The 21,425-nt window shown below is 60.2% G+C and carries 24 protein-coding genes; 12 read left to right on the top strand and 12 right to left on the bottom strand.

Features of this window, described 5'->3' with window-relative positions; genetic code table 11:
* Positions 1-276: 276 nt before the first annotated feature.
* Complete coding sequence (gene yghU / locus QZ268_RS01080; RefSeq protein WP_295446900.1) at positions 277-1,158, top strand: glutathione-dependent disulfide-bond oxidoreductase; 882 nt, start codon at positions 277-279, stop codon at positions 1,156-1,158.
* A gap of 307 nt (positions 1,159-1,465) precedes the next feature.
* On the opposite strand, the gene QZ268_RS01085 is transcribed toward yghU, so the two are convergent.
* Both QZ268_RS01085 and QZ268_RS01090 read right to left on the bottom strand, forming a co-directional pair.
* Entirely contained in the window at positions 1,466-2,272 is an 807-nt protein-coding gene (locus QZ268_RS01085) for an SseB family protein (protein ID WP_295446902.1), read from the bottom strand.
* Positions 2,269-2,859 carry a uracil-DNA glycosylase family protein gene (locus QZ268_RS01090; protein WP_295446904.1) on the bottom strand — a complete coding sequence of 197 codons (591 nt, stop codon included), beginning with the start codon at positions 2,857-2,859 and terminating at the stop codon, positions 2,269-2,271. The genes QZ268_RS01085 and QZ268_RS01090 overlap by 4 nt, the downstream gene beginning before the upstream one ends.
* Positions 2,860-3,208: 349 nt before the next feature.
* Between QZ268_RS01090 and QZ268_RS01095 the strand changes: the two genes are divergently transcribed.
* The 4 genes from QZ268_RS01095 to QZ268_RS01110 are packed head-to-tail and all read left to right on the top strand — an operon-like array spanning position 3,209 to position 7,885.
* A complete protein-coding gene (locus QZ268_RS01095) occupies positions 3,209-3,868 on the top strand; it encodes an ATP-binding cassette domain-containing protein (protein WP_295446906.1) in 660 nt (219 codons plus the stop codon).
* The gene (locus tag QZ268_RS01100) at positions 3,846-5,531 is read left to right on the top strand and encodes a capsule biosynthesis protein (protein WP_295446908.1); all 1,686 of its coding nucleotides are present in this window, start codon (positions 3,846-3,848) and stop codon (positions 5,529-5,531) included. The genes QZ268_RS01095 and QZ268_RS01100 overlap by 23 nt, the downstream gene beginning before the upstream one ends.
* Before the next feature lie 3 nt (positions 5,532-5,534).
* Entirely contained in the window at positions 5,535-6,368 is an 834-nt protein-coding gene (gene kdsA, locus QZ268_RS01105; protein WP_295446910.1) for a 3-deoxy-8-phosphooctulonate synthase, read from the top strand.
* A 20-nt stretch (positions 6,369-6,388) separates the two neighbouring features.
* Positions 6,389-7,885: a phosphomannomutase/phosphoglucomutase gene (locus QZ268_RS01110; RefSeq protein ID WP_295446912.1), complete on the top strand. Its 1,497-nt coding sequence runs from the start codon at positions 6,389-6,391 to the stop codon at positions 7,883-7,885.
* A 278-nt stretch (positions 7,886-8,163) separates the two neighbouring features.
* Here the strand turns inward: QZ268_RS01110 and QZ268_RS01115 are convergent, their stop codons facing one another.
* Together QZ268_RS01115 and QZ268_RS01120 are read right to left on the bottom strand one after the other, a co-directional pair.
* Positions 8,164-10,101: an AsmA family protein gene (locus tag QZ268_RS01115; RefSeq protein WP_295446914.1), complete on the bottom strand. Its 1,938-nt coding sequence runs from the start codon at positions 10,099-10,101 to the stop codon at positions 8,164-8,166.
* Between the two features lie 114 nt (positions 10,102-10,215).
* Positions 10,216-10,593 (bottom strand): hypothetical protein, encoded by a 378-nt coding sequence (locus QZ268_RS01120; protein WP_295446916.1) that lies wholly within the window; start codon positions 10,591-10,593, stop codon positions 10,216-10,218.
* A 179-nt stretch (positions 10,594-10,772) separates the two neighbouring features.
* On the opposite strand from QZ268_RS01120, the gene rimO reads away from it, so the two are divergent.
* Together rimO and QZ268_RS01130 are read left to right on the top strand one after the other, a co-directional pair.
* Positions 10,773-12,176 (top strand): 30S ribosomal protein S12 methylthiotransferase RimO, encoded by a 1,404-nt coding sequence (gene rimO, locus QZ268_RS01125; RefSeq protein ID WP_295446918.1) that lies wholly within the window; start codon positions 10,773-10,775, stop codon positions 12,174-12,176.
* Positions 12,177-12,348: 172 nt separating this feature from the next.
* Positions 12,349-12,594 carry a CDGSH iron-sulfur domain-containing protein gene (locus tag QZ268_RS01130; protein WP_295446920.1) on the top strand — a complete coding sequence of 82 codons (246 nt, stop codon included), beginning with the start codon at positions 12,349-12,351 and terminating at the stop codon, positions 12,592-12,594.
* Positions 12,595-12,683: 89 nt separating this feature from the next.
* Here QZ268_RS01130 and QZ268_RS01135 read toward each other — a convergent pair whose 3' ends face one another.
* From QZ268_RS01135 to QZ268_RS01145, 3 genes are all read right to left on the bottom strand, one after another.
* Positions 12,684-12,989, bottom strand: coding sequence for a DUF6455 family protein (locus tag QZ268_RS01135; protein WP_295446922.1), 306 nt, complete (start codon positions 12,987-12,989; stop codon positions 12,684-12,686).
* A 43-nt stretch (positions 12,990-13,032) separates the two neighbouring features.
* Positions 13,033-13,314 carry a DUF6455 family protein gene (locus tag QZ268_RS01140; protein ID WP_295446924.1) on the bottom strand — a complete coding sequence of 94 codons (282 nt, stop codon included), beginning with the start codon at positions 13,312-13,314 and terminating at the stop codon, positions 13,033-13,035.
* Between the two features lie 79 nt (positions 13,315-13,393).
* Positions 13,394-13,777, bottom strand: coding sequence for a YigZ family protein (locus QZ268_RS01145; RefSeq protein ID WP_295446926.1), 384 nt, complete (start codon positions 13,775-13,777; stop codon positions 13,394-13,396).
* Positions 13,778-14,030: 253 nt separating this feature from the next.
* Between QZ268_RS01145 and QZ268_RS01150 the strand changes: the two genes are divergently transcribed.
* A complete protein-coding gene (locus QZ268_RS01150; RefSeq protein ID WP_295446928.1) occupies positions 14,031-14,282 on the top strand; it encodes a hypothetical protein in 252 nt (83 codons plus the stop codon).
* Positions 14,283-14,433: 151 nt separating this feature from the next.
* Here QZ268_RS01150 and QZ268_RS01155 read toward each other — a convergent pair whose 3' ends face one another.
* Positions 14,434-14,715 (bottom strand): DUF167 domain-containing protein, encoded by a 282-nt coding sequence (locus QZ268_RS01155; RefSeq protein ID WP_295447008.1) that lies wholly within the window; start codon positions 14,713-14,715, stop codon positions 14,434-14,436.
* A 152-nt stretch (positions 14,716-14,867) separates the two neighbouring features.
* On the opposite strand from QZ268_RS01155, the gene QZ268_RS01160 reads away from it, so the two are divergent.
* Positions 14,868-15,446: a nitroreductase family protein gene (locus QZ268_RS01160; RefSeq protein ID WP_295447010.1), complete on the top strand. Its 579-nt coding sequence runs from the start codon at positions 14,868-14,870 to the stop codon at positions 15,444-15,446.
* Positions 15,443-16,135, top strand: coding sequence for an EI24 domain-containing protein (locus tag QZ268_RS01165; protein ID WP_295446930.1), 693 nt, complete (start codon positions 15,443-15,445; stop codon positions 16,133-16,135). The genes QZ268_RS01160 and QZ268_RS01165 overlap by 4 nt, the downstream gene beginning before the upstream one ends.
* Positions 16,136-16,509: 374 nt before the next feature.
* Here QZ268_RS01165 and QZ268_RS01170 read toward each other — a convergent pair whose 3' ends face one another.
* Together QZ268_RS01170 and mce are read right to left on the bottom strand one after the other, a co-directional pair.
* Entirely contained in the window at positions 16,510-16,785 is a 276-nt protein-coding gene (locus QZ268_RS01170; protein ID WP_295446932.1) for a DUF1467 family protein, read from the bottom strand.
* Between the two features lie 60 nt (positions 16,786-16,845).
* Positions 16,846-17,250 carry a methylmalonyl-CoA epimerase gene (gene mce / locus QZ268_RS01175; protein ID WP_295446934.1) on the bottom strand — a complete coding sequence of 135 codons (405 nt, stop codon included), beginning with the start codon at positions 17,248-17,250 and terminating at the stop codon, positions 16,846-16,848.
* A gap of 234 nt (positions 17,251-17,484) precedes the next feature.
* Between mce and QZ268_RS01180 the strand changes: the two genes are divergently transcribed.
* Together QZ268_RS01180 and QZ268_RS01185 are read left to right on the top strand one after the other, a co-directional pair.
* Positions 17,485-18,204: a response regulator gene (locus QZ268_RS01180; RefSeq protein WP_295446936.1), complete on the top strand. Its 720-nt coding sequence runs from the start codon at positions 17,485-17,487 to the stop codon at positions 18,202-18,204.
* 2 nt (positions 18,205-18,206) lie between these two features.
* The gene (locus tag QZ268_RS01185; protein WP_295446938.1) at positions 18,207-18,362 is read left to right on the top strand and encodes a hypothetical protein; all 156 of its coding nucleotides are present in this window, start codon (positions 18,207-18,209) and stop codon (positions 18,360-18,362) included.
* An 86-nt stretch (positions 18,363-18,448) separates the two neighbouring features.
* Here QZ268_RS01185 and QZ268_RS01190 read toward each other — a convergent pair whose 3' ends face one another.
* Together QZ268_RS01190 and QZ268_RS01195 are read right to left on the bottom strand one after the other, a co-directional pair.
* The gene (locus QZ268_RS01190; protein ID WP_295446940.1) at positions 18,449-19,699 is read right to left on the bottom strand and encodes a DUF1501 domain-containing protein; all 1,251 of its coding nucleotides are present in this window, start codon (positions 19,697-19,699) and stop codon (positions 18,449-18,451) included.
* A gap of 23 nt (positions 19,700-19,722) precedes the next feature.
* Positions 19,723-21,108, bottom strand: coding sequence for a DUF1800 domain-containing protein (locus tag QZ268_RS01195; RefSeq protein ID WP_295446942.1), 1,386 nt, complete (start codon positions 21,106-21,108; stop codon positions 19,723-19,725).
* Positions 21,109-21,425 lie beyond the last annotated feature (317 nt).

The following is a 21,425-nucleotide window of genomic DNA, read 5'->3' on the forward strand; positions in this document are numbered from 1 at the left end:
TAGATTACCGTCTGACTTTAGACGTCCGAAACATCGGGCGGGCTCTGCCCTACAGCCCCGTTGAGAATCAAACTAGCCCGTTGTGCACAGCCGCGAAACGGGGCTCACGCGACTGTGTTTGAACAGCGCAATTGCGTGAACACACAGAAAGTTGCGGCGATCAGACCTTCCAGTCATTGGAATTTTGGACAAAGCCCCTATTCTCAGTAGACATCGCGCATGGGCGCAGGGCGTCGCGCGCCTCTTACACCACTAGCAAAGACAGGGCTCCTTCAGATGAGTGATACAACCTATACCCCGCCGCAGGTTTGGACTTGGGAAAAGGACAACGGTGGGCGGTTTGCCTCGATCAACCGTCCGATTGCCGGGGCGACCCACGACAAGGAGCTGCCCGTGGGCAAACATCCGTTCCAGCTTTATTCGCTGGCCACCCCCAATGGGGTCAAGGTCACGGTGATGCTGGAAGAGCTCTTGGAAAAGGGCCATTCCGGTGCCGAGTATGATGCCTGGTTGATCAATATCGGCGAAGGTGACCAGTTTGGCTCAGGCTTTGTGGAGATCAATCCGAACTCCAAGATCCCCGCCCTGCATGACCTGAGCGGCGAGGCGCCGCTGCGGGTGTTTGAATCCGGCTCCATGCTGGTGCATCTGGCCGAAAAATTTGGCGCATTCCTGCCCAACGACGGTGCGGCGCGCACCGAGGTGATGAACTGGCTGTTCTGGCAGATGGGCAGCGCCCCCTACCTGGGCGGCGGCTTTGGCCATTTCTACGCCTATGCCCCTGAAAAGTGGCAATATCCTATCGACCGTTTTTCCATGGAAGCCAAACGTCAGCTTGACGTACTGGACCGCCAGCTGGCCGAAAACACATTCATCGCGGGTGACGACTACAGTATCGCCGATATTGCCATCTGGCCCTGGTATGGCCAGCTGGTGCTGGGACGCCTTTATGAGGCAGCTGAGTTCCTGGATGTGGAAAGCTATACCAACGTGATGCGTTGGGCCAAAGAAATCGACGCCCGCCCTGCGGTCAGCCGTGGCCGGATGGTGAACCGGGCCTTTGGCGCGTTGCATACCCAACTGCGTGAACGCCATGACGCAGGTGATTTCGACACCCGGACCCAGGACAAACTGGAACCTGCCGAAAGCGACAGCTGACCCCAGCAAAGGGAGGGCTCCCGCCCCCAGGCCTCTTTTGGCCAAGGCCAAAAGAGGCAGCTGGCGTTGGGCCCGGCACTGCGCGCAAGCGCGCAGTGCGGCAGCGACATACGGCAGAGCATTGTGCGCTTACGCTTTTGTTGAAGAGATCAACGCCCGATCCTCACGCGCACGCCGCGCTTGCGCGGCGCTGGGCCCAACGGGAAGAGCCCTGCAAAGGGCGATGACGGGCGGGAGCCCCCCCTTTTTGCCTTTCCGCGCCAGGGCCCGTTGGGCATAGGCGTCTGTTAAGACCGGGGGGGAGGGATTATTTTAGGATCGGCGGCTTATCCGGGTCGCTGCCTGGAATGACTGGCTGATAGATCTTTGGCTCTTCCAGCTTGGGCAGATCAAATCGCAATCCGACGCGCGCCAGGCTGGCAGCCATTGGATCGGAAGCCGCAAAAAATCCAACATCCAGTGCACCAGCCTCAATCCCGGAGAACGTCAAAGCTTCACTGACCGCCTGCGCCAGTGCCGCCTCGGCCTCTGGCTGCGCAGCAACAAAACCCAGCAGGTGTCCCTGCCCACCGCCCCTGTAGCGCAGCGACACCAGATAGGCGGCCGTGGCCAGTCCGGCAGCTGTCGCCAGTTTTACATCCAGAGCGCTCAGCAATACTTCTGGCAGCCCGGCGGGTGGCAGGAGCTCTTCGATCGCGGCTTCCACCTGATCCGGTGCATTCTGCAACGTCTCCTGCAGCCAGCCCACTGCCTCCGCGGACAAGAGCGTCGACGAGGGTGCCACCTCCAGGTTCACCCCCAAGCCAATGCCCTGCCCGGCCAGCATTTCAACCACGCCGCGCCCGGCAAGCCCCGCATAGGGCACTGCGTCACCGGCAAACTGAGCCAGCCGGTCCTCGCGGTCAAACACCAACACAAATCGCCCATCGGGGGTTTCAAACAATTCTGGCGAGATCCTGTCGCCTTCCGGCTCTTTGCTCAGCATCATGAACAGCTCGCTATCGGCCAGGCGTTCATAAAACCGCAGCCGAGCCGCGCCATCCTCCGGAGCCGCCTGCATCTGCGCATAGGCCCGGTCCAGCGGGGTGATGTCCTCTGGGGGTGTCTCACTCATTTCATCAGCTCCTTTACCCGCCCCCGAAGCACCGGCAGCAGCTCGGCTTCGAACCAGGGGTTTCGTTTCAACCACCCGGTATTGCGCCAGGAGGGATGAGGCAAGGGAAAGACGCGCGGCGCATGGTCCCGCCAGGCCGCCACCCGCTGGCCAACCGGCATTTTGCCGCCCAGGTGGAAGGCCTGCGCCGGGCCGCCAATTGCCAGGGTCAGCGCCACATTTGGCAGGCTTATCATCACCCGGTTCCGCCAGGTTGCGGCACAGATCGGCGGCGGCGGCAAATCTGCATTTTGGGCGTTATAGCCGGGAAAGCAAAACCCCATGGGCACAATCGCCACCTGCTCCCGGTCATAAAACTCTGCCTCCCCAAGCCCCAGCCAATGCCGCAGCCGATCACCGGACGGATCGGTAAATGGCCGACCACTTTTATGCACCCGCAGCCCCGGAGCCTGACCAGCAATCAGGATCCGCGCCGAAGGGGCAAACCAGACGACGGGGCGCGGTTGATGCTGGGTGTGGGTTGCGGCAAACCGGTCGGCGCAGATCCGGCAGGCTCTGATCTCGTCCCCTAGTTTTTCTGCCTGCACTGCCTTCTCCTCGTGTTGCCCGACCCTGCCAGGTTCTGGCGCACAGGACAAACCGCCCCTCACACCGGCACGCAACCCACCACTCCCATTGTTTCCAAAAGAAAAACAGTTAGAAAGCAGGCAACAAGACCGTTTCCAGTGCAGTGAGCGCTGGATCTCACCAGAATGGTTAATCAATCCTTGAAGATTTATGCCATAATTCGACATAATAAAGCCAAAATCGGAACCCATACCCTTAACAATCATAGGATATTCCAGAAATACGGGGGATCCGGCCGTCACTATGACTGGCAAGCATCCCGCCTAGACCCGCCCCACTGGGGCAGCCGATGAAGCACCAGGACAAGCAATGCTTGAGTTTGAAAATGTCAGCAAGTCCTTCTGGACGGGAAGTCAGCGCAAGGTCATTCTTGACCAGGTGTCCTTTCGGGTTGAGCTGGGCAAATCTCTTGGCATCCTGGCGCCAAACGGCACCGGCAAGACCACGCTCATCAATATGATGGCTGGCCTGGAAAAACCTGACGAAGGCGAAATCCGGCGCGGCTGCAAGATCTCCTTTCCGCTGGGGTTTATGGGCGGCGTGGTCAATCGACTTTCGGCACTGGCAAATGCCCGCTACATCGCCAATCTCTACGGGCTGGATCCTGATTACGTCGAGGCCTATTGCCGTTGGCTCTGTGGCCTGGGGGAGTACTTTGACCAGCCCCTTGGCACCTATTCCTCCGGGATGCGGGCCCGGTTCAGCTTTTCGCTGATGCTGGCCCTGGATTTCGATGTCTATCTGATTGATGAGGGCATGCCGAGCACCACGGATGTGGAGTTCAACAAGAAGGCCGGGGCAATCCTGCAGGAACGCCTGCAAACCACCACCATCATCATCGTCTCGCACCAGGCCAAAACGCTGGAAAAATTTGCCAGCTCGGCGGCCGTTCTGCTGGACGGGAAACTCAATATGTTTGAAACCTTGGAAGAAGCGAAGCAGCTCTATGACTACGAAACCCAAGGCTAAAAAGTTCAGAATTCGCCGTAACCCAGCCTCTCCTGATGCCGGGTCCACAGGTGAGACTGCAGCCGCCCGCCCCATTCCGGCGCCCGATGCGCAAAGCAGTGCGGGCGCGGCCAGTGCCTCGGCCCAGCAGCAGCCAACTGGCTCTGAACAGTCCCCCAAGGCCGCCGCAGCCGCAGGCAAACCGCCCCTGTCCGGGCAGGTGAGCTCGGCGCGCGAAACCCGCCTTGAGACAGATATCGACGCCATCCGCCAAGAGGGGCTCACCGGGCGCCAGTTACGCATGGCGCGGCGCGTGGCGCAAAAACATGATCTGCCTGCGACCTCGGATTTTGATGCCGTCCGCCTGCTGCGCGAAAAGGGCATAGATCCGTTTAAACGAGCCAATATGCTGGAACTGGTGGTGCCGCAAAACAAGGCACAGCCCGACAACACGCCAGCCGTGGGCCAGCCCGTGCAGCTGCCCCAGACTGTGCCTGCCGCAAAAACCAACCTGCCCTCAACCGAGCTCAGTCCTGCCCAGCGACGCCAGCATGAAATTTCCGAAATGCAGCGCGAGATCGCCGGACGGCGTCGTCGCAAGCTGGTCCTGCTCCTGGCACGTCTGGGCTTTTTTGTCATGCTGCCAACCCTGATCACCGGGTATTTCTTTTATGCGGTTGCCACCCCGATGTATGCGACCAAATCCGAGTTTTTGGTGCTCAAGGCCGATGGCGCCGGCGCGGTCAGTGGCCTGCTGAGCGGCACCCAGTTTGCCACCAGCCAGGATTCCATCGCCGTGCAGGGTTATCTGCAATCCAAAGGCGCCATGCTACGGCTGGACGATGAAATGGGCTTCAAGGATCATTTCACCCAGGGCTGGATCGACCCCATTCAGCGGCTTGACCCCAATCCGACCAATGAACAGGCCTACAAGGTTTACAAGCGCAACGTCAAAATCGGCTATGACCCCACCGAAGGTGTGGTACGCATGGAAGTCTCTGCCGCAGACCCCGAGGTGTCTGCCGAGTTTTCCCGCCGCCTGATCAGCTATGCCCAGGATGAGGTGAACCACCTGTCCGAACAAAAACGCTCTGATCAGGTCAGCGAATCTGAGGCGGCTCTGGAGCTGGCGGAAAGCAAACGCCGCGAGGCGCAGCGGCATCTGGTGGAGCTGCAACAAGACGGTATGGTGCTGGACCCCGAGGGCGTCATCCTGTCGCTGCGCTCACAGATCAACACCTTTGAGGTTCAGTTGCAGCAAAAGGAGCTGGAACTGGCAGCCTTGATGGACAACACCCGCCCCAACCGCGCCAAGGTTGCCGGTGTCGAGGCCGACATCAACCGCCTGAGCACAGTGATCGAGCGGCTGAATGACCGGATGACCGATGCCTCGGAAGGCGAAAACTCGCTTGCCAATCATCGGGTGCAGATTCAGATGGCTCAGGCCGATCTCGCTACCCGTGATCTGATGCTGCAATCCGCCTTACAACAAGTGGAATCCACCCGCATGGAGGCCAACCGCCAGGTCCGCTATCTGACCACCGCCGTTGCCCCCGTCGCCAGCGAAGAGCCCAGCTATCCGCGCAAATTCGAAAATACGATTTTGGCATTCCTGATCTTTTCCGGTATCTACCTGTTGTGTTCACTCACAGCATCCATTCTCCGGGAACAGGTTTCGTCGTAAGTCATGAAAAACATCCAAGTCGCCAACCTCACCATTGGCAATGATCGCCCCCTGACCATTCTCGCCGGCCCCTGCCAGCTGGAAAGCGCAGATCACGCCCAGATGATCGCCGGCACCCTGAAAGAGGCCTGCGACAAGGTTGGTGCGCAATATGTTTTCAAGGGCTCTTACGACAAGGCCAACCGCACCTCGATCAACGCCAAACCCGCCCTGGGGCTGGACGCGGGGCTAAAGGTGCTGCAATCGGTCAAGGATGAAATCGGCGTTCCGGTGCTGACAGACATTCACGAGGCGGACCATTGTGACCCGGTTGCCGCGGTGGTCGACATCCTGCAGATCCCGGCCTTTCTGTGCCGCCAGACCTCACTTTTGCTGGCCGCCGGGCGCACTGGCGCGGTAATCAACGTTAAAAAGGGTCAGTTTCTGGCGCCCTGGGACATGCCCAATGTGGTGGCCAAGATCGAAAGCACCGGCAATAGCCGGATCATGCTGACCGAGCGCGGCGTGTCTTTTGGCTACAACCGCCTGGTGGTCGATATGCAAAGCCTGCCTGAAATGGCCCGCACCGGCTATCCGGTGGTGATGGATGCCACCCATGCCGTGGCCCAGCCCGGCGGGCTGGGCGGTGCCTCGGGCGGGCAGCGCGAATTTGCGCCCATCCTGGCCCGCGCCGCGGTCGCAACCGGCATTGCCTCGGTCTTTATGGAAACCCATCAGGATCCGGACAACGCCCCCTGTGACGGCCCCAATATGATTTACCTCGATCAGATGCCCAAACTTATTGAAACCCTGATGGCCTTTGACGCGCTCGCCAAAGCCAACCCAATTATTATCTGACCCCTCAAGGGATTATTAAAATGAAAAAACCAAGCTCCCCGGTGCAGCCAAACACCTGGAATTTTCTGCGCGATCCAATGATCACTCCAACCGGTTTTCGCGAATATGATGCCCGTTGGAAGTACCCCGAAGAGATCAACCTGCCTGGCATGACCGCCCTGGGGCTGGGACTGGGAACCCAGATGCACCGGCGCGGTATTCCGCCGGTGATTGCTGTGGCCAATGACTACCGCGACTATTCCCTGGCCATCAAACAGGCGCTTATTCTGGGGCTGATGCAGGCTGGCATCCAAGTCAAAGACATCGGCCCGGCCGTGTCCCCCATGGCCTATTTTGCCCAGTTCCATCTGGACGTACCAGCAGTCGCCATGGTCACCGCTAGCCACAACCCCAATGGCTGGACCGGCGTCAAAATGGGCTTTGAACGCCCCTTGACACACGGCCCCGACGAGATGAGCGAACTGCGCGACATCGTGCTGAACGGCGAGGGCGAGGCCCGCACCGGTGGCTCTTATGAATTTGTCGATGGGGTCAAAGAGGCCTATCTCGACGATCTGGTGGGCGATTTCAAAATGACCCGCAAGCTCAAAGTGGTCTGCGCCACCGGCAATGGCACCGCCTCGGCCTTTGCCCCCGAATTGTTTGAACGCATCGGCGTTGAGGTGGTGCCCAGCCACACAGAGCTGGACTACACCTTCCCCCACTATAACCCCAACCCCGAAGACATGGAGATGCTGCACGACATGGCCGACAGCGTCAAAGCCTCCGGCGCCGATATGGCGCTTGGCTTTGATGGCGATGGCGACCGCTGTGGCGTGGTGGACGACGAAGGCGAAGAGATCTTTGCCGATAAGGTTGGCGTCATCATGGCGCGGGATCTCAGCAAGATTTACCCCAATGCGACCTTTGTGGCCGATGTCAAATCCACTGGGCTCTTTGCTTCGGACCCCGAGCTGCAAAAGAACGGCGTGACGGCGGATTACTGGAAAACCGGCCATAGCCATATGAAACGCCGGGTCAAGGAAATCGGCGCCCTGGCGGGCTTTGAAAAATCCGGCCACTACTTCCTGGCGGAACCGATCGGGCGCGGCTACGATTGCGGCATGCGCGTCGCGGTCGAGATCTGCAAACTGATGGAGCGCAATCCTGACATGTCGATGTCAGACCTGCGCAAGGCGCTGCCCAAGACCTGGTCAACGCCCACCATGTCGCCCTATTGTGCGGATACCGAAAAATACACCGTGCTGGAGCGGCTGGTGGCCAAGCTGGTGGCCAAACATGAGGCCGCAGAACCCCTGGCAGGCCGCCGCATCAAAGAGGTGGTGACGGTGAATGGTGCCCGGGTGATCCTGGACAACGGCTCCTGGGGCCTGGTGCGCGCCTCTTCCAATACACCTAACCTGGTTGTGGTCTGTGAAAGCTCTGACAGCGAAGACGAAATGCGCGCTATCTTTGCCGATATTGATGCGGTCATCCGCACCGAACCCTTGGTGGGCGACTACGACCAGACGATCTAAGGCTGGGCCTCTTCTCAACGATGCCAAATGGTTTCCCCTGCCCTGCGGCAGGCGACCCGGGCCCGCCTCACGGCGGGCCCTTTTCTTTTCAAACCTGTCTCGCCGTGAGGCGAGCCCATTGAAATACGGAAACGGGGCCAAGATACCTAACCGCGAGATACGGGACCGAAAGGAGCAAAAGGCGGGTCCCTGCCCCTGCAAACCTGCCTCGCCCAAAGGGCGAGCCATTAGAGCAACGCCCCCCGTCGAACAGGCGAGCGGGTCCGGCCAGGCGGGACTCAGTCCCCTCCCAGCAAGCGCAGCAACTGATCCTTGGCCTCTTGCTCGATACGATCGCGGATCACCTGGTTCAGATCCTGCTCTGGGGTGACCTCCATATCCAACTCCTCGCTGAGCTTTTCGATCACCCGGTCTTTGGCTTCCTGCTCCACCGCATCAATCTCTGGCTGCAGGGCGTTTTTTAGATCCGGGCGAATTTTGGGATCGGCCCAGGGGCCAGTAATCAGCACCGGAATGGTCAGCCCCGCCGCCCCATTGAGGCCGGAAATGGTTGGCGCAAACCGGTAATCCAGATCCTGCGCGCCCAGCCCGATCCGCCCGCTACCATCCGCCCGGATGCCTTTTAGCGTCACCAGCAGATCCTGGTTCACCAGATTACCCTTTTCAATGGCATAGCTGCCCGACAGCTGGTCAAACACAGTACTGCCACCATTGCCCCGCCCCGAGCGCATCAGCTTTTCAAGGTCAAACCCAGTAAAAAACCCCTTGTTGACCTCCAGCCAGCCCTTGCCCGAGAGCGAGCGCATCAGTGCATCCAGGCTACCACCAGAGGCCAGATACTCCAGCTCGCCCAGCGCCTCGCCATTCAACCTGTCATATCCAGCCAGCTGCCCCAGGCCCTTCTCCAGCCGGATGCCGTTGAAACTCAGCTTACCGCCGGCAGAAAACCCGTTGCGATTATTGGCCACAACTTGCCCCAACACCTGACCACCAAACAGCGCCGCAGGTTGCAGTTTCAGCACCCCGCGCGACCGGTCCAGAGTCAGCGACAGCTTACTGGCGCCAAACTCAAGCCCCGCCGCCTTCAGGCTGTTAAAACTCACCACGGCTGTGCCGTTGGCCAGGGCCAGCGCCGCGGCGTCAATGGGCTCCTTTGACCAACCAGAAGCCGCCACCTCGGAGCTTTCACCTGCCGCCGCAGCTGTTGCGGCAGGGGTCAAACCAGGCACTGTCAGATCGCCGCCATTCAGCTGTGCGGTGAATTGCGGCACATCCGACAACACAACATCCAGGCCACCTTCCAGCCTATTGCCATCCAGATCCAACGCCATGTCGCGCAGCGCCAAGCGTCCATCGGTGGTATAAGTGGCATCAGCGCCGATCACCATCGCTTGCCCCAACCCCTGCGGCAGCGCGATGCCGCTCTGGCCAAAGGCCGTCAAAAAGGCTTCCGTATCCGTGGTCTTTGCGGTGACCCGCCCCGTTGCGGCGCCGGTCAGGTCAGCGCGCCCGTCAAAGCGCAGGCTGCCGCCATCAGCCGCGACCGACGCCCCAACCGAAGAAACTGCGCCGTTCAGAAAGGCGGCAAAGCTGCCCACCTCGGCCTGCACCTGCAAAGGTGCCCCGGCCGGCCTAAGTGTCAGATCAACATTCACCGTGCCGCTGGGATCCGGCCAACGCAGCACCATATCCACCGAAGACATCTCCACCGGCGCGCCCTTATGCGGCTGATAGCGCAGCGACGCCCCGGTCAGGGTCAGCTTTTCAATACTGATCGGCAAAGCCGCCGCCTGGGGTTCGCCAGCGCCCGCCGCCGCCGCGCCGTCGCTCTCTCCGCCCAGCACCCAATTGCCCCGGCCATCCGCGCGCTCCGACAGGTTCAGATGCGGCAGCACCGCCGAAACCTCGGTCACCCGCACCTTGCCCCGCAACAGATCCCCAGCCGAGATGCCAATCGACAGGCGTTCGGCAGTCAGCATCGGCTCTGGCCCGGCCCAGTCCGCATTGGACAGCACCACCCCGTCCGATTTCACCCCCAGCATCGGCCAAAGGGTAAAGCGCACCTCGCCCTGAAACGTCAGCTTGCGCCCGGTCTGTGCCTCAAGCTGATCGGCGGCCAGCCCTGCGACTTTTTCGCCGGGCAGCATAAACAGCACCACCACCAAAACCACCAACGTCGCGATCAGTGCCCCCAAGATCCGCAAAATCAGCTTCATCTGCCCACTCCTCATGTCTTTTCCCCTGGCTTTAGGGGCTTACCACCAGCTTAGCCGCTCCACCCTTGGGCGCAATGCTAGACTGAGCCAAACCCGCGCTCCCAGAGGCCGCTCTTAGCGCAGCCGGAACCGCTGTCGCAGCCCAAGACCCAGGAAAAACAACAGCGGCAGACTGGCGACGGTTTGGAAACCGGCAAGGAGTTTCAAAACTGGCGGCAAAGACGCCATGAACTCCGCCCCAAAGAAGACCCGTCCAAAGCCAAACAACGGAAACAGATTGGAAAAACTCAATCCCATCGCCGCCCCCATCGGACGCGTGACCTCCGCCAGCGGCGCAGGCACACAGCACCCCGCGAAAAAGCCCCAGAAAGCGACAAAGCCAAAGGCCCAGAGTCCTGCCAACCAAAGCGCGGGCCGCGCCATGGAATACCCATAGTCGGAAAACAGACCAAAGAGCAGATAGGATAAGCGCTGTTGCGGTACACCTTGCAAGTGAGGGCCGCGTTTGACCTTGGGGAGGCGAGTGGCGCCTTCCCAGGGGGAAGGTCAGGCGCTGCCCGGCCTAGCGGCCGGGCGGTGGGCTCTTGGCACCTGCCCTGTGTCAGGGGAGTTGCACGCCTTGCATCGCCGTTTTTCTTGCCTACCGCCGCATTCCTGTTATATGCGCGATCATGACCAGCAATCCGCCAGACCTTCGCCCCGACCTCGCCCCCAAAGCCCTGATGGGGGACAGCCCCCGTGCCGGCCAGCCAACGCTTGGTATGGTCTCGCTTGGCTGCCCCAAGGCGCTGGTGGACAGTGAACGCATCCTCACCCGGCTGCGGGCCGAGGGCTATGGCATCTCCCCCGATTATGCCGGGGCTGACGCGGTGATCGTCAACACCTGCGGCTTTCTGGACAGTGCCAAGGCCGAAAGCCTGGAGGCCATCGGCGAAGCGCTGAAGGAAAACGGCAAAGTCATCGTCACCGGCTGTCTGGGGGCTGAGCCGGACTACATTCGCGAGCATCACCCGCGCATTCTGGCCGTCACTGGCCCGCATCAGTATGAGCAGGTGCTGGACGCAGTCCATGCCGCCGTACCGGCTGATCCCAATCCCTTTATTGATCTGCTGCCCGCCACCGGCGTACAGCTGACCCCGCGCCATTTCAGCTATCTGAAGATCTCGGAAGGCTGCAACCACAAGTGCAAATTCTGCATCATCCCCGATATGCGCGGCAAGCTGGCATCAAGGCCCGCCCATGCGGTGCTGCGCGAGGCCGACAAGCTGGTCAAGGCCGGGGTGCGTGAGCTGTTGGTGATCAGCCAGGATACCTCGGCCTATGGGCTGGATCGCAAATATGATGTGAACCCCTGGAACGGCGAAGATCTGCGCAGCCATATCCTGGATCTGTCGCGCGAGCTGGGCAAACTGGCCCCGGCGGATGAGCTGTGGATCCGGCTGCACTATGTCTATCCCTATCCCCATGTGCGTGATCTGATCCCGCTGATGGCAGACCCGGACAACGCGCTGCTGCCCTATTTGGACATCCCCTTTCAGCATTCGCACCCGGATGTGCTGAAACGCATGGCGCGCCCTGCTCATACCGCCAAAACCCTGACCGAGATCGCCGCCTGGCGCGCGATCTGCCCCGATATCACTCTGCGCTCGACCTTTATTGTCGGCTACCCCGGTGAAACCGAAGCAGAGTTCCAGCACCTGCTGGACTGGATGGAGGAGGCGCAGCTGGACCGGGTGGGCTGCTTTAAGTATGAAAACGTCGATGGCGCGCGCTCCAACGCCCTGCCCGATCATGTTGATGAAGACGTCAAGCAAGAGCGCTGGGAGCGCTTTATGGAAAAGGCACAGGCCATTTCCGAGGCCAAGCTACAGGCCAAGGTCGGCCAAACCATGCAGGTGATTGTGGACGACATTGACGAAGACGGCATTGCCACCTGCCGCACCAAATCGGATGCGCCAGAGATCGACGGCAACCTGTTTATCGACGCAGGCACCGAAGATCTATCTGTCGGTGATCTGGTGACGGTCGAGGTCGACGAAGCCGGCGATTACGATCTGTGGGGGACACTCGGCTAAGCCCCCACCAGCCGCTGTTTCGCGGCATGTTTTCCCACCACCGGAGGCAAAAGCGCCTCCGGTGGTGGGTTTAGGTCAGGCGCGCGCACCTGCTTTGGCTGGGCTTCTCTATTCAAACGCTGCTAAGCTCCCCATACCAGCCAGAGTATTCAGCCAAAGAGAGACCCAGGCCATGACAGATGAAATCCCCGAGATCGCCCAGAAAAGCCCATTTGTTGTCGAGGTCAGCGAAGGGAAAAGTTATTTCTGGTGCTCCTGCGGCAAATCGCAAAAGCAGCCGTTTTGCGATGGCAGCCATAAGGGCGGCACCTTTGCACCAGTGAAATACACTGCGCAAAAGACCGGAAAACTGTTCTTTTGCGGCTGTAAACACTCAGCCAAACAGCCGCTGTGTGATGGCAGTCACTCCGGGCTCTAGGGCCAGACCTCCCGTATGGCCTTAGAGCCCCACGCGGGAGCTTTGCTTAAACGGTGGATGCACGCTCCCGGCGCCTGAGGGGGCACGCGTTAGTTACAGTCTGCCCGCAGGCGCAGCAGGCGCGCTGCATTGCAGCAATAGACCGGGGGCTCAACCGATCCCTCCGGCCTCTCTGCCCCGTCCTGCCTGTCCTGCTCGTGCTGCCTGTCCTGCCGGTCCAGTAAGCGTTTGCAGCTTTCTGGCGCATCGCAGCCGCGACAGGAGGTGATCATCTCCGCCCAGTCCTCAGCACTGATTTTGCCGATCGCAAAAGCCTCGGCCAGATCCGCGCCAAGATGTTTGCCCATCCGAGCCATCAGCTGCAAGTGCAGCATCGCGTCCCCAAGTGGGTGCATGAGAAAGCTCCTTTCGTTTGCGAACTATGGCGCCGCCGCTGAATTAGACGCCACCTTCTTCCTTCAGATAGCCCAACAAATCCCGGTTGCGGCAATAGTCCGGCGCGTCAACCAGTGCCGGATCTGCCGCGCCGCCCTCCAGCTGAGCCAGCTGCGCCGAACACTGCCGCGGGTGTGCACATCGACTACAGCGCAATACTGCTTCGGAAATTTCATCAAACGCCAAATGGCCTGCGATGGCCTGTTCCTGCAGATCCAGTCCCAGGGCCTGGCTCATGCGGTCAAATAGGGCTGCATGTGTCTTGAGGGTAGATTGCGCGCGCACAGAGGATCTCCTGCCAATGATGATGGGCAAAAGCTATGAAAGCAGGGGGTAGCCTGCCTTGATGCAAATCAACGCCGGGTCAGTCCGCGTGTTGATCCAGATAGGCCCGTACCGCATCCTGAACCCGGCGAAACCGGTCGCCGCCCAGCTTTTTGCCACCATACCAGCGCGTTACGATAATGACATGGTCCCGCAAACCCTCGCGTTCCAGCATCCGTAAAATCACCATACCCGCACCGCTTTCGCCGTCATCCGCCTTTAGCCCCCCTGTCGGCAGTAGCGCCGCCCAGGTGTTATGGGTGGCCTTGGCGTAGCTGCGATCCCGCTTCAGATTTGCCAGCACCTGATCCACCTCTGCCCGCGAGGTGACCCTGGCCCCACTCACGGCGTAGCGCGACCCACGGTCCGTCAACACGACACCAAGCTGTGTCAGGGGAATGGCCGACATATCGGAAGAGGTCATCGTGGCAAGGATCCGTTGGTCAAAGGCAAGAGCTCCCCCTTCTTATCGGGCAATTCAGCTCTGCGCCAGCGGCAGCAGGACGGAGGTATTGCACCAGAAAGCGCGTTGTTATTCTGCCTTTCCCCATGCGGGCGCTACAGGACAATAGGAACAAATACGATCCGAGTTCCGGCGGGAGCTGCAGTGGTCCACCAGGACTGTTTTGCCGCCCCAGCGCTTGCAAACCGCCACTGATGAGGGCAGTCTGACCTATATGTTTAGCATCGAACATGATTTTGACTGCACCACGGTGACCCTTGTCGACGAAGGGGACCAACCGCTGTTGGAGGATCTCACGCTGCATGCCTTTGCCGAATGCGTGACCATCGAACAATTGGATACACGCACCGATCAGGTGCAGAAAATTACCCTCTCCTATACACAGGTTCGCGATCTCGCTGCGGCCTTGGACCTGCCCGAAGGCGTCTATCGGCTAGTGCCGGAAACGGCAAAAGGCCCCGCCTAAAACCCTAGCGCCAGACTCCCTGTCGCGCCCAGGGCTAGGCTTTGCGCGCCAGAGCTGATCCTGGAGACCTCGCAGTCAGGTTTCCTAACTGTCAGGTGGCTGCCCTTTCTCAGGGGCAATCAGTTAGCGGCCAGCCCTCTCAGGCCAGATCTCAGCCGCGGCCTGTGTAGACAAAGACCTTGTTGCGCGATGTCGCCCCCTGGTGCAGCTCCAGGTTTGAGCTGGCCACTCCCATGGCCTTGGCCAGAAGGCTGCGCACAGCCTCGGTCGCCTTGCCATTTTCGGGCACACAGGTAACTGTCACCTTTAATCCGGTCTCAGACTGTATAATGCCATTGGCAGCTGCTTTTGGCGTCACTTTCACCGCAATCTTTGCGCCGGTGACGGCCAGATCGGAAAGGTCTGGCAGGTTTTTTCTCTTTGGCTTGCCCATGTTGCCCCTGATGCCTGCTGATCCTGCCATTGACCACAGAAAAATCCACCAATAGCCCCTGAAACCCAGGCTCTGCCCCTTGAATTGTGACCTCCGGGTGTTGAGATTAGCCCCATTGATGTAAAAAGGCTTTACATATGACCACAAATTCTCTGCCCCAGGCCAATGCCGCAGCGCTGGACTTCCTCTTGTCGCGCCGCTCACGCCCCGCCAAAACGCTGGTTGCTCCGGCCCCCACCCGCGCAGAGCTCATGCCGCTGCTCACCGCAGCAGCCCGCAGCCCAGACCATGGCAAGCTTGAACCCTGGAGGTTTGTGGTCATCGAGAAAGCTGCCATGGCGCGATTGGCGGCGCTGACCCTGCAGGCGGGCATCCGATTGGGTAAATCAGAGGAAGATATCTCCAAGGCGCGCAGCCAGTTCGACCTGGGCCAATTGGCCGTAGTGGTTGTCGAGGTGCAAAAAGAAAGCGCAAAAATTCCCGCGATCGAGCAGAGTTACAGCGCCGGGGCGGTCTGCCTTGCGCTGCTCAATGCTGCGCTGGCCTCTGGTTGGGGAGCCAACTGGTTGTCGGGCTGGGCCAGCCATGACCGTCAGTTCTGCCAACAGGCCTTTGCCCTTGAGAACAATGAACGCGTGGCCGGGATCATACATATCGCCACCCAGAAAACCGTGCCACCGGAGCGCCCGCGCCCGAACCTTTCAGACCTGACAACCTGGATACCGAAATGATTTTTGACGCCTTTTTCAAAACCCTGAACCAGATTACAGATCCGCGCTTTTTGCGGGTGTTCTTTCTTGGCATCGGCTTGACGCTGGCGCTGTTGATAGGCGCCACGGTGGGCTTTCTGGCTCTGGTTCAATGGCTCACCTCGGCCTCGGTCACCCTACCGCTGATTGGGGAGGTCACCTGGCTCGACGATCTGTTCTCCGCCGGGTCCGTTGTGTTGATGATGATCCTGTCAATTTTTCTGATGGTGCCGGTCGCCTCGGCCATAACTTCGATGTTTCTGGATGAGGTGGCACAGGCTGTTGAAGACAAGCACTTCCCCCATCTGCCACAGGTCGCGCCTGTGCCGCTGTGGTCGGCGATAAAGGACACTGTGAATTTTCTGGGCGTCTTGATCGGTGCCAATATTCTGGCGCTGATACTCTATGCGCTCTTTCCTCCAGCGGCGCCCTTTATCTTTTGGGCGTTGAATGGCTATCTCCTGGGGCGTGAATATTTCACCCTCGCCGCCAGCCGCCGCATCGGCCCGGTCGAAGCCAGGAAACTATGCCGTAAACATACGGGCACCATCTGGATGGCAGGTATTTTAATGGCGATGCCCCTGTCTATCCCGCTGCTGAACCTGGTGATCCCAATCCTGGGCGCTGCCACCTACACGCATTTGTTTCATGCCCTCTGGCGCCAGGGCTAACCAGAGCGCCGCAGCATTTTATCCCTGCCTATTTTATCTATCAACAGCAAACACTTAACCCCCGACCAGCTCTCCCGCGCCCGCAGTTGCGTCGGCTTCGCCGCCCCCCTTTTGCGGCCTTGGGCCCGGCAGCGCACCAAAGGTGCGCTGCCGGGCCCAACGGGAGGCCGTGCCTTTTGTAAAAAGGCCAACGACGGGCGGGAGCCCCCCGCGCTACTAATATCCATGCAACAGCACAGGCTGATCTCATAAGACCAAACTCACCAGGCCAAACTCACCAGGCGGGCCTCAGCGTGCACCCCACTTGGCCTAGACCAGATGATCTAGAAACGGGTCTGTCGGGAAAATGTCAGGCCAGCCCCAGGGCCAGGACCCTAGGAGCGGTCCGGCAACCGATCGAACCAGTCGAAATCATTGACGCTGATCACCCCGGACAGAATGATTCCCGCAATCACCACCCACAACAGACAGGTAACCCCAGTTGTGATCAGCGCCTTTTGCTTTAGGTAGTGGTTCTCTGGCGCGCCAGCATGGGTTCCGGGTTCAATACTGCCCTTTTCGCCCTGTGTCTCGATACGGATCGGGATGATGACCAGAAAGGTCATGAACCAGATCACCGCAAACAGAACCAACCCAGATGTAATGGCCATGTATGTCTCTTTCTCAAAAGCAACGGGCTGCGCCAGTTGCGCAGCCGCTGCAGTTTAACCTCAAACCTGTTCGAGTTCCACCAGACAACCGTTGAAGTCTTTTGGATGGAGGAACAGGACTGGCTTGCCATGTGCCCCGATCTTTGGCTCACCGCTGCCCAGAACCCGAGCGCCCTCGGCTTGCAGATGGTCGCGCGCGGCCAGAATATCATCTACCTCATAGCAGATATGATGGATGCCACCGGCCGGGTTCTTTTCCAGGAAGCCATTGATCGGAGAGTTCTCCCCCAGCGGGTAGAGCAGCTCGATCTTGGTATTTGGCAATTCGATAAATACGACCGTTACCCCGTGATCCGGCTCATCCTGCGGCGCGCCAACCTTGGCGCCCAGCGTGCTGCGGTACTGGGCCGATGCGGCCTCAAGGTCGGGAACGGCAATGGCTACGTGGTTCAGGCGCCCAATCATGATCTGCTTCTCCTTGGTAAAACTTCTGTTGCAGCCTTATGCTCAATTGCAGCAATCCGGCGCAAGTGCGCCAATGCGCCCAGACCAGCAGATCACCAAAACTTCGCCGCCCCGCGCTTCCCCTGCTGCCCTCCGTCAAGACACCGCCGCCTCAAACGCAGCTCACGCGGCTGTTAACTTTGAATTAGCCTCGAATTCATAGCGTCGGTTTGTATTCGGTAAGGAGTATGAGTAATGGACGATTCGGAACTGTTTGCAGCCGCCCAAAGACTACCAAGCGCCCGCCGCCCGCTGTTGGGCCTGACCATTCTGGTCATCGAAGACAGCCGCTTTGCCTGCGAGGCCCTGCGCCTTTTGTGCCTGCGAAGTGGCGCCCGTATTCGACGCGCGGACAGCCTGAAATCTGCGCGCCGCCATTTGCAAGTCTATCGCCCCTCGGTGGTCATTGCGGATGTTGGTCTGCCGGATGGATCCGGGCTCGACCTGATCAAAGAAATGAATGCAGCCCGCCCAAGGGTGCGGATCATTCTGGCCATTTCAGGCGATGAAAACGTCCAAGAAGAAACCCTTGCCGCCGGTGCTGACGGCTTTCTTGCCAAGCCAATTACCTCTTTGGCTGCCTTTCAGAATGCCATTCTGTCGCGTCTTCCAGACGACCGCCAACCCAGTGGCCCGCGCCAGATCACCGATGAGACGGTTGAGCCGGATCCAATTGCCTTCCTCGATGATATGGCCCATGCGGCAGATGTGCTGAACGATACTCAGGAAGAAAAATCCCTGGACTATGTGGCCCAATTTGTCGGCGGCGTGGCCCGCAGTGCCGGAGACACCCCCCTTGCCAAGGCGGCGGAAAACCTGGCTCGTGCCCGGTCCGAAGGCCGTCCCGTCGCCAGCGACGCAGCGGTGATTGCTGGGCTGGTGCAAGAACGTCTGGAACGAAGGATTGCCATCTGATCATGTTCGAAGTCTTTTCGACAACGGCCGCCACGCTGGCAATTGTGCTCTATTTTCAAGCCCGCCATTGTGCGCGGATCATTCGCCGCAACCGTGCCAACGCCCCAGAACCTCTGCGATCCATGCAGATCGACCCGGTGAGCCCTCGCAATAGGTGATGGTGAACAACAGCCCCCAAGGCGGCTGCCCAATTGCGTTTCGGCAGCCCTCGCGACAGTGCCCGCGTGACAGCTGCGGCGCGGCTTTATCTTAGAAAACCGGGATCCTGCGCCATCTGCATTCCTGGAAAAACCTTAGTTTCAAGGTCGCTTATCCCGGTTCCTGTGATCCCACGCATGATCCAGGCACAGACCTCACGAACGTCTCCCGTCGGCATCAGATCGCGGCGATTATACAGCGCCGCTTCCTCCAGCCCTGGCCAGCGCCCATAGACACGCCCACCCCGAATGGCGCCACCAGCCAAGACCATGGTGCCACCGGTACCGTGATCCGTCCCACCAGTTCCATTTTCGCGAACGGTCCGGCCAAATTCCGTCATTGCGACAACCGCTGTCTTATCCCACACGGCGGGACCCACGCCCTGTTTCAAGGCCAAGATACAGCCGCTCAATCGCTTTAGAGCCGCCCCCAGGCTGCGTTTTTGGCGGCTATGGGTATCCCAGCCATTGAGTGAAAACGAGGCAACGCGAGTTTCCCCGCGCAGCTGTTTTGCAGCAAACTCCGCCAGTTTCAAATGGGCCTGTCCTCGGCCGGCGCGCGGCATCTCCATCATGCCGCCTGTGCTCGCGGCCTGTGTCATGTCCCCGGCGCCCCCCGTCCTGCCCGGTGCCAAATCGCTGCGCGACAGGGCCAGCGCCTCCGAGAGGGCGGCGGAGAACAGAGGATCCTCCTGCATCAACACCCCGGCCAGCTGTTCCGCCTGCGGGCTGAGCGCCAGCTCCGCATCCGGCGCCCAGTCAGACACCGGTGCCGCCCCATGCAGCAGCTGCAACTCCCCATGGCCAATGGCAAAGGCGGTGCGGGCGGTCGGCCTGTTTTGCACCTGCAGCATCCGGTTGAGCCAGCCATCGCGTCGCTCCCCCAGGCCCATGGTCCCGGCCTCCAGCAGGTCCTGGCCATCAAAATGGCTGCGCCTGTCCCGGTAGGGGGTAGAGACCGCCTGCACAAAGGCCAGCTCTCCCTGCTGCCACAGCGGCATCACCTCGGCGAGATCCGGGTGCAACGCAAAAAATCCGTCAAGATCCAGGTCAGGCCCGGCCTCCAACCCGCCCTGTCGCACAAGGCCCGGGCGGTGACCGGCAAAGTCCGGATCCCCATAGGGCCGGATCGCATCCAGCCCGTCCATGCCGCCGCGCAGGATGATCACCACCAGCCGTTGATCCCAGGGCGCAGCCGCAAGGCTCACCGGGGTGATCAACGGGCTGGCGGCAAGCGAGCAGCCCACCAGTCCACTGCGGGTAAGGAATGTTCTACGTGAAAGAGCCCTATGTACCATGTCAGATCCCTGTTGTTACCCAGTCATCGCCGCTGAAAGGCGGGGGAGCAAAGCACCAGCCCAATCGCTTCGCTCCGGGTTTCGGCCGCCGAGGCAGCAAACTGCACCCGTGCATTGGCCCGCGCCCCAAGACAGTGTTGCGCAAAGCCCAGTGGATCCGGCAAGTCCTTCACCAGTCGCTGTGGCGCGGCCATGGCCCAGCGCAGCCGCGCCGAAAGCCCCTGCGGGGTGATCCATGCGGTATCCGCCTCCTCCCAGCCATCCGGCCCCACGGGCGATTGCCAGTCCTGCCCCATGAGTTTCAACGGCGCGATAAAGCTGCGGCGGATCTGCTTTGGCTCCCACCCCGCCAAATGCGCCGGAGCAACCCCGAGGCCCCGGCAGGCAGAGGCGAGAAAATCAAAGGGGGGTTTCACATTACGCAGCTCTGGCATCCAGGATGAGCCATGATTCAGCAGCGCTGCGTAGACCTGAAGCAGATCGCCATCGCTGTCGCGATAACTCGCACTCAGCGCCGCAACCAGATCCGGATCGGGCTGATCTTGGGTGAAATGCACCGCCAGCTTCAAGGCAATATGATCGGCGGTCGCCGGATGGCGCGCCAGATCCCGCAGCACCTGCAGCACCGCTTCCAGCTTTGGCTCACCGCCGCCGTATACCCGGCCCAGAATGGTTTCTGCACCGGGCTCCGCCATCCGTTCATCAAAGACAAAGCCCTTTTCGATCCGGTAGCTGAGCCCGGTGAACAATTCGGCCAGTTGCCGCACGTCCTTTTGACCATAGGGGCCACCGACACCAAGGGTGTGCAGCTCCAGCACCTCGCGGGCCAGGTTTTCATTCAAGCCACCACGCCCGCCCTGCCGCCGCGACAGAGCGCTATTTCCCCCGCGCGAGCGAAATTGATCAAGGTAGTGCAGCATCAAAGGGTTGGTGAGCGCCGCGATCAACAGATCCTCAAAACGGCCGGTGATATTTGGCCGAATAGCGCTTTCGACATAGCCATAGGCCAGCGGTCGCATCGCCCTGTTCTTGCCCTTTGCGGTGAAATGATCCGCCCAGAACAGGGTCAGCCGCTCCCGCAAGCTGTCTTGTGTTGTCACATGTCGCAACACCAGCTGTCGAAACCACAGATCGCGCTGCTGCAAATACTCCCGCCGAAAGCGTTTAAAAGTCTTTGCCGCCAGTTTTGCCTCTGGCGTGCCACGCTTGCTGCGGTCGAGTTTGCGCAGCTTGGCAAAGACACGTACCAAGGCCAGGGTCTCATCGGTTTTTGCGATCGGAAAGTAATCTGCGGCCCTGTCCGGCCCCTGCAGCCTGGCCAGCATCGTATCCACCGAAGGGACGGGCGCCAGTGTTGGCGACAAGCCGCTGCCAAAGCGTATTTCAGCCAACTGCGGATCAAATGCCATCGCCTTACTCCCCTGTTTGACCCGACCCGTCCCCGGATCACCTCTGGATCTCAGCTCACCCTAGGCTGTTGCCGTCAGATAGGCACCACGTTTTGTCGTAATCCGCGTGATCCAGCTCAGTAGTTGTTTCCAGGCACATTCCTCGGCCCTTAAGTTGGGCGGCACGGCCCCCGCGCCCAGGGGCGCGCGCCCGGGGATGCTTTGGGCCAAATGAACAGGGCAACCAGTCTGGTTCAACGCGGTTTTGCCCCCCCGCAGGCTTGCGGGACAGGCGGCAAAAGGCAGGTAGAAGGGTAAGAGCAAAAAAAGCCCCCCGA

The organism is uncultured Pseudophaeobacter sp., from assembly GCA_905479575.1.
Lineage (GTDB): Bacteria > Pseudomonadota > Alphaproteobacteria > Rhodobacterales > Rhodobacteraceae > Pseudophaeobacter.

What these genes read in the sequence shown, in the direction of transcription:
- yghU (WP_295446900.1), top strand. Translation starts at nt 277, where the DNA reads ATGAGTGATACAACCTATACCCCGCCGCAGGTTTGGACTTGGGAAAAG.
- QZ268_RS01085 (WP_295446902.1), bottom strand. Translation starts at nt 2,272, where the DNA reads ATGAGTGAGACACCCCCAGAGGACATCACCCCGCTGGACCGGGCCTAT.
- QZ268_RS01095 (WP_295446906.1), top strand. Translation starts at nt 3,209, where the DNA reads ATGCTTGAGTTTGAAAATGTCAGCAAGTCCTTCTGGACGGGAAGTCAG.
- QZ268_RS01100 (WP_295446908.1), top strand. Translation starts at nt 3,846, where the DNA reads ATGACTACGAAACCCAAGGCTAAAAAGTTCAGAATTCGCCGTAACCCA.
- kdsA (WP_295446910.1), top strand. Translation starts at nt 5,535, where the DNA reads ATGAAAAACATCCAAGTCGCCAACCTCACCATTGGCAATGATCGCCCC.
- QZ268_RS01110 (WP_295446912.1), top strand. Translation starts at nt 6,389, where the DNA reads ATGAAAAAACCAAGCTCCCCGGTGCAGCCAAACACCTGGAATTTTCTG.
- QZ268_RS01115 (WP_295446914.1), bottom strand. Translation starts at nt 10,101, where the DNA reads ATGAAGCTGATTTTGCGGATCTTGGGGGCACTGATCGCGACGTTGGTG.
- rimO (WP_295446918.1), top strand. Translation starts at nt 10,773, where the DNA reads ATGACCAGCAATCCGCCAGACCTTCGCCCCGACCTCGCCCCCAAAGCC.
- QZ268_RS01130 (WP_295446920.1), top strand. Translation starts at nt 12,349, where the DNA reads ATGACAGATGAAATCCCCGAGATCGCCCAGAAAAGCCCATTTGTTGTC.
- QZ268_RS01135 (WP_295446922.1), bottom strand. Translation starts at nt 12,989, where the DNA reads ATGCACCCACTTGGGGACGCGATGCTGCACTTGCAGCTGATGGCTCGG.
- QZ268_RS01145 (WP_295446926.1), bottom strand. Translation starts at nt 13,777, where the DNA reads ATGACCTCTTCCGATATGTCGGCCATTCCCCTGACACAGCTTGGTGTC.
- QZ268_RS01150 (WP_295446928.1), top strand. Translation starts at nt 14,031, where the DNA reads ATGTTTAGCATCGAACATGATTTTGACTGCACCACGGTGACCCTTGTC.
- QZ268_RS01155 (WP_295447008.1), bottom strand. Translation starts at nt 14,715, where the DNA reads ATGGGCAAGCCAAAGAGAAAAAACCTGCCAGACCTTTCCGATCTGGCC.
- QZ268_RS01165 (WP_295446930.1), top strand. Translation starts at nt 15,443, where the DNA reads ATGATTTTTGACGCCTTTTTCAAAACCCTGAACCAGATTACAGATCCG.
- QZ268_RS01170 (WP_295446932.1), bottom strand. Translation starts at nt 16,785, where the DNA reads ATGGCCATTACATCTGGGTTGGTTCTGTTTGCGGTGATCTGGTTCATG.
- mce (WP_295446934.1), bottom strand. Translation starts at nt 17,250, where the DNA reads ATGATTGGGCGCCTGAACCACGTAGCCATTGCCGTTCCCGACCTTGAG.
- QZ268_RS01180 (WP_295446936.1), top strand. Translation starts at nt 17,485, where the DNA reads ATGGACGATTCGGAACTGTTTGCAGCCGCCCAAAGACTACCAAGCGCC.
- QZ268_RS01185 (WP_295446938.1), top strand. Translation starts at nt 18,207, where the DNA reads ATGTTCGAAGTCTTTTCGACAACGGCCGCCACGCTGGCAATTGTGCTC.
- QZ268_RS01190 (WP_295446940.1), bottom strand. Translation starts at nt 19,699, where the DNA reads ATGGTACATAGGGCTCTTTCACGTAGAACATTCCTTACCCGCAGTGGA.
- QZ268_RS01195 (WP_295446942.1), bottom strand. Translation starts at nt 21,108, where the DNA reads ATGGCATTTGATCCGCAGTTGGCTGAAATACGCTTTGGCAGCGGCTTG.